Here is a 13,816-nt window from a genome sequence, read left to right on the forward strand (position 1 = left end):
CGCACATGGCCACCACCCTCATCCGCGGCGGCACCGTCGTCTCCGCCACCGGCACGACCGCCGCCGACGTGCTCGTCGACGGCGAGACCATCCGCGCCGTGCTCGCGCCCGGCAGCGAGCTGCTCGGCGTCGACCTCGCCCGCTCCGTCGACACCGTCGTCGACGCGACGGGCAAGTACGTCATCCCCGGCGGCATCGATGCGCACACGCACATGGAGCTGCCGTTCGGCGGCACCGCCGCGAGCGACACCTTCGAGACCGGCACGCGCGCCGCCGCCTGGGGCGGCACGACCACGATCATCGACTTCGCCGTGCAGACGTACGGGCAGCGGGTCGAGGACGGCCTCGCCGCGTGGCACGAGAAGGCCGCGGGCAACTGCGCCATCGACTACGGCTTCCACCAGATCGTCGGCGACGTGAACGAGGCATCGCTCGCCGCCCTCCGCGGCCTCGCCGACGAGGGCATCTCGAGCTACAAGCTGTTCATGGCCTACCCGGGCGTCTTCTACTCCGACGACGCGCAGATCCTCAAGGCCATGCAGGTCGCCGCCGACACGGGCCTCATGACGATGATGCACGCCGAGAACGGGCCCGCGATCGACGTGCTCGTGCAGCAGCTGCTCGCCGAGCGCAAGACCGACCCGTACTTCCACGGCATCGCCCGCGCGTGGCAGATGGAGGAGGAGGCGACGCATCGCGCGATCATGCTCGCGAACCTCACGGGCGCGCCGCTGTACGTCGTGCACGTGAGCGCGAAGCAAGCGGTCGCGCAGCTCGCCGCCGCCCGCGACGCGGGGCAGAACGTGTTCGGCGAGACGTGCCCGCAGTATCTCTACCTGTCGCTCGAGGAGCAGCTGGGCGCGTCGAGCGAGGAGTGGGGCGCCTTCGAGGGCGCGAAGTGGGTGTGCTCGACGCCGCTGCGCTCGAAGCACGACCACCACCAGGACGAGCTGTGGAGCGCGCTGCGCACCAACGACCTGCAGATGGTCTCGACCGACCACTGCCCCTTCTGCATGAAGGACCAGAAGGAGCTCGGCCGCGGCGACTTCTCGAAGATCCCGAACGGCATCGGCGGCGTCGAGCACCGCATGGACCTGCTGTACCAGGGCGTGGTGGATGGGCAGATCTCGCTCGAGCGCTGGGTCGAGATCACCGCGACCACGCCCGCGCGCATGTTCGGGCTGTACGGCAAGAAGGGCGTCATCCAGCCGGGCGCCGACGCCGACATCGTCGTCTACGACCCCAACGGGCACACGTCGATCGGCGTGGACAAGACGCACCACATGAACATGGACCACTCCGCGTGGGAGGGCTTCGAGATCGACGGGCACGTCGACACGGTCATGAGCCGGGGCCGCGTCGTCGTCGACGACCGGCAGTACCTCGGGCGCCCGGGCGACGGCTCGTTCGTCAAGCGCGGCCTGAGCCAGTACCTGCTGTGATGCGCGCGCCGCTGACCGCCCGACCGATGGGGACCTGATGGAGTTCGGCGCTGTCTTCCAGACGAACCCGCCCGCGAGCCGCGTCGTGCAGCTCGCGCAGCTCGCCGAGGTGCACGGATTCAGCCACGTGTGGACGTTCGACAGCCACATCCTGTGGCAGGAGCCGTACGTCATCCACTCCGCGGTGCTCGCGGCGACCCGGCGGGTCAAGGTCGGCCCGTTCGTCACCAACCCGGCCACGCGCGACTGGAGCGTGACGGCGTCGACGTTCGCGACGCTCAACGACATGTACGGCAACCGCACGATCTGCGGCATCGGCCGCGGCGACTCCGCCGTGCGGGTCTCGGGCGGCGAGCCGACGACGCTCAAGCAGCTGCGGCAGGCGGTGCACGTGATCCGCGAGCTCGGCTCGAGCCGCCCCGTCGACGTCGGCGGCGTGACGCTGCGGCTGCCCTGGTCGCACGGCTCGGAGCTGCCCGTGTGGGTGGCCGCGTACGGGCCGCTCGCGCTCAAGCTCACGGGCGAGGTCGCCGACGGCTTCATCCTGCAGCTCGCAGACCCCGAGATCACGAAGTGGATGATCGAGCGGGTGCGCACCGCGGCGAGCGACGCCGGCCGCGACCCGATGGCCATCACGATCTGCGTCGCCGCGCCCGCGTACGTCGGCGACGACGTGGCCCACCAGCGCGAGCAGTCCCGCTGGTTCGGCGGCATGGTGGGCAACCATGTCGCCGACATCGTGGCGAAGTACGGCCCGGCCCAAGACGGCACAGGCAGCGCGATCCCCGCCGACCTCGCGAGCTACATCGAGTCCCGCACGGACTACGACTACAACACCCACGGCAAGGCCGAGAACGACCACGTCGACTTCGTGCCGGATGCGATCGTCGACCGGTTCTGCGTGCTCGGCACCGCCGACGACCACATCGAGAAGCTCACCCGCCTCCGCGAGCTCGGCGTCGACCAGTTCGCGGCCTACGTCATGCACGACGACAAGGAGGAGACGCTCCGCCAGTACGGCGAGCGCATCATCCCCGCGCTGCGCGAGACCGCGCTGGCGAGGACGTGACCCGATGAGGGCCCGGAGCGCGCAGCCGCTGCTCTTCGGCGCCCTCGGCGTGCTGCTGCTCGCCGTCGCGTGGGAGGCCTACAAGGCGCTCGGCCCCGCCGAGGGCGTCGTCGTCGGCGGCACCGTGCTGCTGCCGCGCACGACCGACCTCGCGATGCCGCATGTGTGGGACTCCGTCGCGCGCGCCTTCGAGCCCGCGACCGGCTCGGCGGGCGAGCTCGTGGTCGTCGCCGTCGCGAGGGCTGCGATGCAGACGCTCGGCACCGCCGCGATGGGGCTCGTGCTCGGCGCGGGCGTCGGCGTGCTGCTCGCGCTCGTCATGCAGCGGTTCCGGCTCGCCGACCGGGCGATGCTGCCGTGGCTCATCCTCAGCCAGACCGTGCCGCTCATCGCGCTCGCGCCGCTCGTGGTCGCGTGGGGCGGACGGCTCGAGCTCGGCGCGCTCCAATGGGAGCGGTGGATGAGCGTGGCCGTCATCGCCTCGTACCTCGCGTTCTTCCCGATCGCGATCGGCACGCTTCGGGGGCTGCGAGCGCCCGATCAGGAGCATCTCGACCTCTTCCGCGCGCAGGGCGTCGGCTGGTGGCGCACGCTGCGCTACCTGCGGCTGCCCGCTGCGGTGCCGCAGCTGCTCTCGTCGCTGCGGCTCGGCGCCGCGACCGCGATCGTCGGCACGGTCGTCGCCGAGGTCTCGACGGGCGCTCGCGGCGGCATCGGCCGCCTCATCGTCGAGTACGCGCAATCGGGGTCGTCCGACCCCGCGAAGGCGTGGGCGCCGATCGCCGGCGCGGTCGTCATGGGACTCGTCGCGGCGGGCGTCGTCGCGCTCGCGGGGCTCGCGCTCCGCGACTACCGGAGAGCGGAGGCGCGATGAGCGCTGTCGAGGTGTCGGGCGTCACGAAGGTGTTCGAGGTGCGCTCGGGCCGCGGCGCCCCGAGGCCGCGGTCATCGAGCACCGTGCGCGCGCTCGACGACGTGAGCCTCACCGTCGCCGAGGGCGAGTTCGTCGCCCTCATCGGCCCCTCCGGCTGCGGCAAGTCGACGCTCATGCGGCTCATCGCCGACCTCGACGAGCCCTCGAGCGGCGACGTGCGCGTCTTCGGCATGCCTGCCCGGCGCGCGAGGCTCGAGCGCGCCTACGGCATCGCCTTCCAGCAGTCCGGGCTGCTGCCATGGCGCACCGTGCGCGCCAACGTCGAGCTGCCGCTGCAGCTGCACGGCGCGCCCGCGGCCGACCGGCGCGCTCGCGCCGACGAGCTCATCGAGCTCGTCGGGCTCACCGAGTTCGCCGATCGGCACCCCGACGAGCTCTCCGGCGGCATGCAGCAGCGCGTCGCGATCGCGCGTGCGCTGGCCGAGCATCCTCGGCTGCTGCTCATGGACGAGCCGTTCGGCGCGCTCGACGAGATGACGCGTGAGCGGCTGCAGGGCGAGCTGCTGCGCATCCGCGCCGAGACGGGCGCCGCCGTCGTGTTCGTGACCCACTCCATCCCCGAGGCCGTCTTCCTCGCCGACCGGGTCGTGGTGATGAGCCCGCGGCCGGGCCGCATCACCGACATCGTCGCCGTCGAGCGAGCGCCGATCGCGGCGGGCCCCGGTGCCGACGCCGTGCGCGAGACGGATGCGTTCTTCCGGTCCGTCACGGCCGTGCGCGAGGCGCTGCACGGCCGGGAGGGTGCCGCGCCGCGCGGCGCGGAGGCGCGATGACCGAGCACCGGATCCGGCAGCCCTGGATCGATCAGGGCTGGGTGCGGATCGCCGCGCCGGCGGCGCTCGGCGCGGCCGCGCTCGTGGCGTGGGAGGTCGCGGTCGCGGCCCTCGACATCCAGCCGTACCTGCTGCCGGCGCCGACCGCGATCCTCGCGCAGCTGCAGGCGGCACTCGGCGGCATCGTGCAGGCTGCGCTCGCGACCGGCAGGAACGCGCTCATCGGGCTGCTGCTCGGCGCGGTGGCGGCCGTGGTGGTCGCCGCGCTCGCGTCGCGGGTGCGGTGGCTCGACCAGGTGGTCGCGCCGCTCGTCGCCGCGATCGCGGTCGTGCCGATCGTCGCGCTCGCGCCGGTGCTGCAGACGATGTACGGCGCCACGAGCGAGATGCCGCGCATCGTCGTCGTCGCGATCGCCTCGTTCGTGCCGGTCTTCATCACGACGCTCCGCGGGCTGCGCCAGGTGCGTCCCGTGCACCGCGACCTCATGCGCGCGTACGGCGCGAGCGGCTGGCAGGCGACCCGGGTCGTCACCCTGCCCGGCGCGGTCCCGTTCGTGTTCGCGGGCGTCACGATCGCGTCGTCGGTCGCCGTCATCTCCGCCGTCGTCGCCGAGTACTTCGGCGGCCTGCAGAACGGCCTCGGCAGCCGCATCGCGAGCGCCGCGGCCCAGTCCGGCTACTCGCGCGCCTGGGCCTACGTCGTCGCCGCCATCGTGCTCGGCCTCGTCTTCTACGGCGTCACGCTCGTCGTCGAGCGCATCGCGAGCCGCTGGGCGCGCGTCCCCGTCACCTGATCGCACCATCCCACCACCATCCGAGGAGCTCACCATGCACCGTTCCGCGCATCCTTCACTGCAACGCCCCACCGGGCCGGCCCGGCCACGTCGCCGGGCCGCGCTCGCCGCCGTCGCGGCCCTCGCATCCGCCGTGCTCGTCGCCTGCTCGGGAGGCACGGCGCCGGCCGAGTCGGAGTCCGCCCCGGCAGACGGCGAGCTCACGCCCGTCACGCTGCAGCTGCAGTGGTTCGCGCAGGGCCAGTTCGCCGGCTACTACGCCGCCGTCGACCAGGGCTTCTACGAGGCAGCCGGGCTCGACGTCACCATCACCGAGGGCGGCGCCGACATCGTGCCGCAGACCGTGCTCGCCGACGGCGCGGCCGACTTCGCGATCGCGTGGGTGCCGAAGGCGCTCGCGAGCCGCGAGCAGGGCGCCATGATCACCGACGTCGCGCAGATCTTCCAGCGCTCCGGCACGCTGCAGGTCTCGTTCGCCGACGCAGGCATCGACTCGGTCGACGACCTCGCGGGCAAGAACGTCGGCTCGTGGGGCTTCGGCAACGAGTTCGAGCTCTTCGCGGCGCTCACCGAGGCAGGCCTCGACCCGATGGCCGACGTCACGCTCGTGCAGCAGGCGTTCGACATGTCGGGCCTGCTCGCCGGTGACATCGACGCGGCGCAGGCGATGACCTACAACGAGTACGCGCAGCTGCTCGAGACCGTCGACCCCGAGACCGGCGAGCTCTACACCGCCGACGACTTCTCGGTGCTCGACTGGAACGAGGTCGGCACCGCGATGCTGCAGGACGCGATCTGGGCGTCGAGCGAGCGGCTCGAGGACCCGGCGTTCGAGGAGACCACGATCGCGTTCATCAAGGCGTCGATCGAGGGCTGGATCTACGCGCGCGACAACCCCGAGGAGGCGGCGCAGATCGTCGTCGACTCCGGCAGCCAGCTCGGCGCCTCCCACCAGCTGTGGATGGTGAACGAGATCAACAGGCTCATCTGGCCGTCCGACGAGGGCGTCGGCATCATCGACGAGGACGCCTGGGAGCAGACCGTCGAGATCGCGATGAACACCCGCAACCAGGACGGCGCCACCGTGCTGACTGCCGAGCCCGACGACGGCGCCTGGACGAACGAGTACGTCGAGGCAGCGCTCGAGCAGCTCGAGGAGGAGGGCGCCGACATCGAGGGCGAGGGCTTCGAGCCGATCGAGGTCGAGCTGCAGGAGGGCGGCCAGTAGCGGCGGGCAGCCGACGGGCGCCGATCCGAGGCCGCCCGGCTAGAGTCCGAAGGGACCCCATCCACCGCTGACGAGGAGCATCCATGAGCACCCTTGACCCCGCCGACGGCGATCGCGCCCGCGAGCTCGACCGGCTCATCCTGCACTCCTGGTCGAAGCACGGCAGCACCAACCCGTTCACGGTCGCGCGCGGCGAGGGCGTGCGGCTGTGGGACCACGACGGTCGCGAGTACCTCGACTTCTCGAGCCAGCTCGTGAACACGAACATCGGCCACGCGCATCCGAGGGTCGTCGAGGCGATCCAGCGGCAGGCGGCCGAGCTCGCGACCGTCGCCCCGGCGACGACGAACCTCGTCCGAGGCGAGGCGGCCGAGCGCATCCTGTCGAAGATCGATGACATGGCGGCGGTGTTCTTCACGAACGGCGGGGCGGATGCGGTCGAGAACGCGATCCGGATGGCCCGCATCCACACGGGGCGTGCGAAGGTGCTCTCGCACTACCGCTCGTACCACGGCAACACGGGCGCCGCGGTGAACGCGACCGGCGACCTCCGCCGCGTCGGCAACGAGTTCGCCACCGGGCACGTGCACTGCTTCGGGCCCTTCCTGTACCGCTCGGAGTTCTGGGCAGAGACCGAGGAGCAGGAGTGCGAGCGGGCGCTGCAGCACGCGCGGCGCGTGATCGAGTCGGAGGGGCCGACGACGTTCGCGGCGATCATCGTGGAGTCGGTGCCGGGCACCGCAGGCATCCTGCTGCCACCGGCGGGCTACCTGGAGGGGCTGCGGGAGCTCGCCGACCAGCACGGCATCGTGCTGATCCTCGACGAGGTGATGGCGGGGTTCGGTCGCACCGGTCACTGGTTCGCGCACCAGCACGACGGTGTCCGGCCCGACCTCGTGACCTTCGCGAAGGGCGTCAACTCCGGCTACGTGCCGGTCGGCGGTGTCATCATCGCCGACCACATCCTCGACACGTTCCGGGAGCGGGCCATCCCCGGCGGGCTGACCTACGCGGGCCACCCGCTCGCGGCCGCATCGGTGGTCGCGACGATCGACGCGATGACCGAGGAGGGCATCGTCGAGCACGCCGCGCACCTCGGCACCGACATCCTCGGCCCGGGGCTCGCGGAGCTCGCCGAGCGGCACCCGGTGATCGGCGAGGTGCGCGGCCGCGGCGCCTTCTGGGCGCTCGACCTCGTGACCGATCCGGGGACGCGGCAGCCGGTCGACGCATCCGTCATCGCGCAGCTGAAGGGGCTGCTGATGGATCGCGGCTACGTGCCCTTCGCGGCCGACAACCGCCTGCACGTCGTGCCGCCGCTCGTCATCTCCGACGACGACGCCCGCACGGGCCTCGCCATCCTCGACGAGGCCTTCACGGCCCTCCGCCCCTGATCCTCAACGTCGCCAGTGGTCGCTCAGCGTCGATAGGGGGGGCGAGCGGCCACGGGCGACGTTGAGGATGCGGCAGACTTCAGGCATGAGCATCCACCTGCTGGGCGGCGGTGACGCCGACGACGAGTCGCGCTGGACCGGCCGCTTCGTCGCCGAGGCCCGCGAGCGCGCCGAGGGACCCCCCGTCATCGCCGTCGTCCTGTGGGCGGCGGATGCGTCGGAGGGCGAGCGCTGGCACGACGACTACCGCGACGACCTCACGAAGCTCGGCGCCGGCGAGGTGCGGATCGTGCAGCTCACCACCGAGCGGACGCTGCTGCCGACCGACCTCGGCAGCGCCGACGGCATCTTCGTCGGCGGCGGGCTCACCCCCGGCTACCACGCGGCGATCATGCCGGCGGCCGACACGATCCGCGGGCTCGTCTCGACGGGCGTGCCGTACGCGGGCTACTCCGCGGGCGCGATGATCGCCGGCGACGTCGCCCTGCTCGGCGGCTGGCGCATCGGCGGCGTGCCGGTCGCGTCCGAGGCGAGCTCGGAGGGCCTCGACGAGGTCACGCTCGACGCCGGCCTCGGCCTCATCGACCTCGTCGTCGACGTGCACGCCGCGCAGTACGGCAACGTCTCCCGCGCGATCGCGATCGTCGCGGCGGGGCTCGCCGACCGGGTCGTCGCGATCGACGAGTGCACCTCGCTCATCGTCGGCTCCGGGGGCCTCGAGGTCGCCGGCGACGGCAGCGTCTGGACCGCCGATCGAGCCGGCGACACCGATCGCGTGACCGTCTCGGTGCTGGCCGCAGCCGCCGCATGACCGTCGCGCCCCTCGCGGAGCTCGTCGACGCCGGGTGGGCGGAGGCGCTCGCGCCCGTCGAGCCGGTGCTGCGGCAGCTCGGCGAGAGGCTGCGCCAGGAGGCTGCGGAGGGGCGCCCGTACCTGCCGCCGGGCGAGGCGGTGCTCCGCGCGTTCCGCCGCCCGCCTGAGGCCGTGCGGGTGCTCGTGCTCGGGCAGGACCCCTACCCGACTCCCGGGCACTCGATCGGGCTGGCGTTCGCGGTCGAGCGGCACGTGCGGCCGCTGCCGAGATCGCTGCAGAACATCTACCGCGAGCTGCACGACGACCTCGGCATCGCGCCGGCCGCGCACGGCGACCTCTCGGCCTGGGCCGACCAGGGCGTGCTGCTGCTCAACCGGGTGCTCACCGTCGGCGCGGGCGAGAGCGACTCGCACCGCGGCTGGGGCTGGGAGCAGGTGACGGAGGCGGCGATCCGCGCGCTCGTCGCGCGGCGGGGGCCCGACGGCGAGCCGCTGCCGCTCGTCGCGATCCTGTGGGGCGCGAAGGCGCAGCTGCTCGCCCCGCTGCTGGGCGACACACCCGTCATCGCATCCCCGCACCCCTCGCCGCTGTCGGCGCGGCGCGGCTTCTTCGGCTCGAAGCCCTTCTCGCGCGCGAACGCGGCGCTCGAGGCGCAGGGCGCGGCCCCCATCGACTGGCGCATCCCCGCCGGGGCCGACCAGCCCGAGGCTTGACGTGCTGCCCGAGGAGTACGAGCGCCGACGCCGGCTGCCGCCGCACCTGCGGGCGCCCGAGCACCGCGCGCCCGACTTCGCGTTCACGATCCGGCCCGCCGCCGCATCCGACCTTCCCGTCGTGCGCGACATCTACCGGCACTACGTGCTGAACTCGACCGTCACGTTCGACGAGCGACCCAAGACCCTGGCGCAGTGGCGGCGGAGCCTGCGCGAATCCGCCGAGCTGCAGCTGCCGTTCCTCGTCGCCGAGAGCGCGACCGGCGCGATCCTCGGCTACGCGCTCGTGCAGCCGTGGAAGCAGCGCAGCGCCTACCGCTACACCGTCGAGTCGTCGGTGTACCTCTCGCCGGCCGCCGCCGGCCGCGGCCTCGGTCGCGCGCTCATGGAGGCGCTCATCGAGGCGACCCGAGCGCGCGGCGTGCGCGAGATGATCGCCGTCATCGCCGACCAGGGGGCGGATGCGTCGATCGCTCTGCACGAGCGGCTGGGCTTCGAGGAGATCGGGCGGATGGGTCGGGTCGGCCAGAAGTTCGGGCGCGAGCTCGGCATCGTGCTGCTGCAGAAGTCGCTGCGCAAGAAGCGCTGAGCGCTCGGCCGCATCCGCAGCGCCACCGGGACCCCTTCCACCGATCGGGACCCGGTGCACCAGGTCCCGTTCGGTGGAAGGGGTCCCGTGAGCGACGGGCGGCGGGCGAGGCGGACGTCGCGGCGCCGCATGTCACCCCGCAGTGCCACGATGGGCGCATGACCGAGTTCGACGAGTGGCGGCGGTCGCGGGAGCGCACCGACGCACAGGCCGCGGCGGCCGCGAGCAATACGAGCGCGACCGTGACCGACCTGGGCCCCGGCTTCTTCATGGTGTCGGTCGCCGGCGCCACGCGCGGCTTCATCGTGCAGATCGAGGTGAAGGGCGAGGTGCGGTTCGAGGCGCGCCTGCGGCACGTCAACCCGGGCCAGGGCACGCGCATCGGCGAGTACTGGGAGCTCGACAAGGCGATCGCCGCGATCCTCGCCGAGCCGCCCCGCTTCGTCGGCCGCGACCCGTTCCGGGAGCTCACGAACTACGCGAGCCGCGACCAGATGCGGGAGCGCACGGAGCGCAAGCGGCTGCAGCGCCGGGCCGGCCGGTACTTCGATTGAGCGCGATCCACGAGCTCGGCGCCCTCGACCTGTGGCGGCTGCTGCACGCGCGCGAGCTGAGCGCGGTCGAGGTGGCGGAGCACTTCCTCGACCGCATGGAGCGCCTCGACGACGCGAACGCCATCGTGCACATCGGCCGCGAGCTCGCGCTCGCCCGCGCACGAGCGGCGGACGACGCCGACGACCGCACCGGGATCATCCACGGCCTGCCGTTCGCCGACAAGGACCTCACCCGCCGCGCCGGGCAGCCGGCCACCCTCGGCAGCCGGTGGCAGGCGGACGCGGTGGCAGACACGACCGACCCGGTCGCGCAGGTGCTCGACCGCGCGGGCGGCGTCGTGCTCGGCCGCACCGCTTCGCCCGAGCTCGGCTTCGCCGGCTACACGCGCTCGGCGCTGCACGGCGCGACCACGCTGCCCGGCCATCCGGGGCTGCACGCCGGCGGGTCGTCGGGCGGCGCGGCGGCGGCCGTGGCGCAGGGGTTGCTGCCGTTCGCGCCCGGCTCCGACGGCGGCGGCTCGATCCGCATCCCCGCCGCCACGTGCGGGCTCGTCGGGCTCAAGCCCACGCGCGGGCGCATCCCCGCCCATGGCGGCGTCGGTCAGGTGGGCGGCCTCACGACCGCCGGCGCGATCGGCCGCTCGGTGATCGACGTCGCGCTGCTCACTGACGCCCTCATCGGCCGCGTCAACGGCGTCACCCCGCACGAGCTGACGCTGCGCTCGCCCGAGCGCGACGACGGCTCGCTGCTCGCGGCGGCGGTGCGTGGCGAGGGGCGCTTCCGCATCGCGGTGCTGCGCGGCACGCCCTGGGACGCGACCCACGACATCCGCATCGCGCCGGAGGCGACGGCCGCCGTCGACGCGACGATCGCTGCCCTCACCGCGTTCGGCCACGAGGTGGGCGAGGTGACGATGCCGGATGCGTCCGGGTACCTGGGCGTCTCGGGCTACGCCGAGGCATTCACGTCGCTGTGGCGCGGAGGAGCGGCGACCGTGCCGATCCCGCGCGTCGAGCGGCACCTGCTCGAGCCGCTCGCGCGCTGGATCATCGACTCGAGCGACGAGCTGACCGCCGGTGGGCTCGCGACGGCGCAGCTGTGGGCGACGGAGTTCGAGCGGCGCGTGCTCGCGGCGTTCGCGCCGTGGGATGCCGTGCTGACCCCTGCGACGGCGCTCACGCCCCGGCCGCTCGACTGGTACCCGGTCGACGACGGCGAGGCGGACTTCGACGCGCAGGTGCGCCACACCCCGCACACCTCGTTCGTCAACATGGTCGGGCTGCCCGCGATCGCGCTGCCCGTGCACCGCACGGGCCCGACCGCGGATGGGGACGGCCTCCCGATGGGCGTGCAGCTCATCGGCCGCCCGGGAGAGGAGTCGACGCTGCTCGCCATCGGCCGCCAGCTGGAGCGCCGCATCCCCTGGACCGAGCGCGTCGTGCGGCGCATGCGCCCCTCCCGCTGATCGAGTAGCACGCCGTAGGCGCGCGTATCGAGATCAGTACCCGGGCCGCCGCGATCGCCGTCTCGATACGCGGCCTGCGGCAGCTACTCGACGACCGGAGGCGGCTTCGGCAGGTAGCCGCCCTTCACGAGATCCGCCTCGATCTCCCAGCGGTTGCAGAGCGCGTCGCGGCCCGCCGCGACGTACATGGGGACGAACCACAGCCCGTAGCGCTCCCACTGCCGCCGGTGCACGTCCTCGTGCTCGAGCACCTCTGGCGAGACCGCGTCGGCGGTGAGGAACACCGCCCCGATCGTCGTGCCGCCGCGGCCGAACGCCCACCGCGGCAGCCCCGACACGACCGTGAGCTCGCCGACCTCGCGCTCCTCGCCGCGCAGCAGCCGTCCCCAGAGCCGCGCGGCCGCGGTCGCGAACCGGTGCCCGGCGCGCGCGACGGGCGGTGCGGTCACGGCGCGGAACGCCGGCCCGGATGCCGCGCGCGCCACCGTGCCGACGCGTCGTCCGGCCCGCGCGACTCCGCTCGATCTGCTCATGGCGTCGACGGTACCGGGCTGTACGCAGTCCGATGATGCGCGCGCTCCCGACTGACACGGACCCCCGCGCGCGGATAGCCTGGGGCCATGCGCCCGGAGCCGTACGGCATCCCCGACGAGCCCTTGCGGATCGCGCTCGTCTCCATGCACACGTCGCCCGCGGACCGCCCGGGCAAGGGCGACGCCGGCGGGCTCAACGTGCTGGTGCTCGAGAGCGCGAGGGCGCTCGCGCGGCGCGGCAACCACGTCGACATCTTCACGCGCTCCGCGGGCGCGGCGCACACGCAGGCGCTCGCCCCGGGGGTCACGCTCTTCGCGCTCGCGACCGGCGGCGGTGCCGTGCGCAAGCACGAGCTGCCCAACCTCGCCGATGCCTTCGGCACCGAGCTCGAGCGCGCCGCGTTGGCGGCCTCCGACTCCTACGACGTCGTCCACGCTCACTACTGGCTCTCGGGGCTCGCGGCCCTGCCGGTGTCGTTGTCGCTCGGCATCCCCATCGTGCAGACGTTCCACACGCTCGCCGAGGAGAAGAACCGCCGGCTCGCCGACGGCGAGCGGCCGGAGCCCGAGCGGCGCGTGCTGACCGAGCGGTACCTCGCGGGCGAGGTCGACGCGATCGCGGCGGTCTCGCGCGCGGAGGTCGACGTGCTCTGCGACGGCGTCGGCGCATCCGCCGAGCGCGTCTGGCTCGTGCCGCCCGCGGTCGACACCGTGCTCTTCCAGCCCGGTCCCGTCAGGGCGCGGGCGGAGGTGCGCTCCCGACTCGGTGTGCGCATCGACGAGGGGCTCATCGTCTGCGTCGGCCGGGTGCAGCCGCTCAAGGGGCAGGACCTGGCCGTGCGGATGCTCGAGCACCTGCCGGGCGCGGTGCTCGTGATCGCCGGGGAGTCGACGCCGGGGGATGAGCGCTTCCTCGAGTCACTGCACGACATCGCGCGCTCGATCGGCGTGGAGGGACGGGTTCGCCACATCGGCAGCCTCGGGCGCCCCGAGCTCGCTCGGCTGCTCGACGCCGCCGACGTGGTGGTCGTGCCGAGCCGCTCGGAGTCGTTCGGGCTCGTGCCGCTCGAGGCCGCCGCGAGCGGCACGCCCGTGGTCGCCTCCCGCGTCGGCGGGCTCGTGGAGTCGGTCGTCGACGGTGAGACAGGCGTGCTCGTCGACGGGCGCGACCCGCAGGAGTGGGCGGAGGCGGTGGGCACGGTGCTCGGCGACGTCGACCTGCAGGTCGAGCTCGGGCTCGCTGGCCGCCGTGTCGTCACCCGCCGCGACTGGCAGGACGTCGCGCACGAGCTCGAGACGGTCTACCGCTCGACGATCCCGGCGCAGCTGCGCTGACGGCGGCCGCCCACCCGAAGCGGTTTCGACACGCTCAGCGCCTTCGGCGCGGAGCGGCTCAACCAGCGGAAGGGGCGCCCCACACCCGCTGGTTGAGCCGGTCCGCGCGCGCAGCGCGGCGGTTTCCAGGGTCTAGTGCAACGCGGTGTCTTCTGTCGGGGTTGAGAGTAGCCGGGCG

14 protein-coding genes are annotated in these 13,816 nt (G+C 73.3%); 13 read left to right on the forward strand and 1 reads right to left on the reverse strand.

Going from position 1 to position 13,816, the window contains the following annotated elements:
• Positions 1-5 precede the first annotated feature (5 nt).
• The 12 genes from hydA to ACLQ21_RS13125 all read left to right on the forward strand — a co-directional run bounded on the left by hydA (position 6) and on the right by ACLQ21_RS13125 (position 11,770).
• Positions 6-1,442, forward strand: coding sequence for a dihydropyrimidinase (gene hydA, locus ACLQ21_RS13070; protein ID WP_425664326.1), 1,437 nt, complete (start codon positions 6-8; stop codon positions 1,440-1,442).
• Between the two features lie 37 nt (positions 1,443-1,479).
• Positions 1,480-2,511 (forward strand): TIGR03842 family LLM class F420-dependent oxidoreductase, encoded by a 1,032-nt coding sequence (locus ACLQ21_RS13075; RefSeq protein ID WP_425664327.1) that lies wholly within the window; start codon positions 1,480-1,482, stop codon positions 2,509-2,511.
• A 4-nt stretch (positions 2,512-2,515) separates the two neighbouring features.
• Positions 2,516-3,385, forward strand: coding sequence for an ABC transporter permease (locus tag ACLQ21_RS13080; protein WP_425664329.1), 870 nt, complete (start codon positions 2,516-2,518; stop codon positions 3,383-3,385).
• Positions 3,382-4,218, forward strand: a complete 837-nt coding sequence (locus tag ACLQ21_RS13085; RefSeq protein ID WP_425664331.1) for an ABC transporter ATP-binding protein — start codon at positions 3,382-3,384, stop codon at positions 4,216-4,218. The genes ACLQ21_RS13080 and ACLQ21_RS13085 overlap by 4 nt, the downstream gene beginning before the upstream one ends.
• A complete protein-coding gene (locus tag ACLQ21_RS13090) occupies positions 4,215-5,012 on the forward strand; it encodes an ABC transporter permease (protein ID WP_425664333.1) in 798 nt (265 codons plus the stop codon). The genes ACLQ21_RS13085 and ACLQ21_RS13090 overlap by 4 nt, the downstream gene beginning before the upstream one ends.
• A gap of 34 nt (positions 5,013-5,046) precedes the next feature.
• The gene (locus ACLQ21_RS13095; protein ID WP_425664335.1) at positions 5,047-6,240 is read left to right on the forward strand and encodes an ABC transporter substrate-binding protein; all 1,194 of its coding nucleotides are present in this window, start codon (positions 5,047-5,049) and stop codon (positions 6,238-6,240) included.
• Between the two features lie 83 nt (positions 6,241-6,323).
• A complete protein-coding gene (locus ACLQ21_RS13100) occupies positions 6,324-7,634 on the forward strand; it encodes an aspartate aminotransferase family protein (RefSeq protein ID WP_425664337.1) in 1,311 nt (436 codons plus the stop codon).
• A gap of 85 nt (positions 7,635-7,719) precedes the next feature.
• Positions 7,720-8,445 carry a Type 1 glutamine amidotransferase-like domain-containing protein gene (locus ACLQ21_RS13105; protein WP_425664339.1) on the forward strand — a complete coding sequence of 242 codons (726 nt, stop codon included), beginning with the start codon at positions 7,720-7,722 and terminating at the stop codon, positions 8,443-8,445.
• Positions 8,442-9,161, forward strand: a complete 720-nt coding sequence (locus ACLQ21_RS13110; protein WP_425664341.1) for a uracil-DNA glycosylase — start codon at positions 8,442-8,444, stop codon at positions 9,159-9,161. Before ACLQ21_RS13105 ends, ACLQ21_RS13110 begins: the two co-directional genes overlap by 4 nt.
• Before the next feature lies 1 nt (position 9,162).
• Positions 9,163-9,750 (forward strand): GNAT family N-acetyltransferase, encoded by a 588-nt coding sequence (locus ACLQ21_RS13115; protein WP_425664343.1) that lies wholly within the window; start codon positions 9,163-9,165, stop codon positions 9,748-9,750.
• A gap of 158 nt (positions 9,751-9,908) precedes the next feature.
• Positions 9,909-10,304, forward strand: coding sequence for a hypothetical protein (locus ACLQ21_RS13120; protein WP_425664345.1), 396 nt, complete (start codon positions 9,909-9,911; stop codon positions 10,302-10,304).
• Positions 10,301-11,770: an amidase gene (locus ACLQ21_RS13125; protein WP_425664346.1), complete on the forward strand. Its 1,470-nt coding sequence runs from the start codon at positions 10,301-10,303 to the stop codon at positions 11,768-11,770. Before ACLQ21_RS13120 ends, ACLQ21_RS13125 begins: the two co-directional genes overlap by 4 nt.
• 83 nt (positions 11,771-11,853) lie before the next feature.
• Here the strand turns inward: ACLQ21_RS13125 and ACLQ21_RS13130 are convergent, their stop codons facing one another.
• Positions 11,854-12,303 (reverse strand): hypothetical protein, encoded by a 450-nt coding sequence (locus ACLQ21_RS13130; RefSeq protein WP_425664348.1) that lies wholly within the window; start codon positions 12,301-12,303, stop codon positions 11,854-11,856.
• 87 nt (positions 12,304-12,390) lie between these two features.
• Between ACLQ21_RS13130 and ACLQ21_RS13135 the strand changes: the two genes are divergently transcribed.
• Positions 12,391-13,638 carry a glycosyltransferase gene (locus ACLQ21_RS13135; RefSeq protein WP_425664350.1) on the forward strand — a complete coding sequence of 416 codons (1,248 nt, stop codon included), beginning with the start codon at positions 12,391-12,393 and terminating at the stop codon, positions 13,636-13,638.
• Positions 13,639-13,816: the final 178 nt, after the last annotated feature.

The organism is Agrococcus sp. DT81.2, assembly GCF_049844935.1.
Taxonomy (GTDB): Bacteria; Actinomycetota; Actinomycetes; order Actinomycetales; family Microbacteriaceae; genus Agrococcus.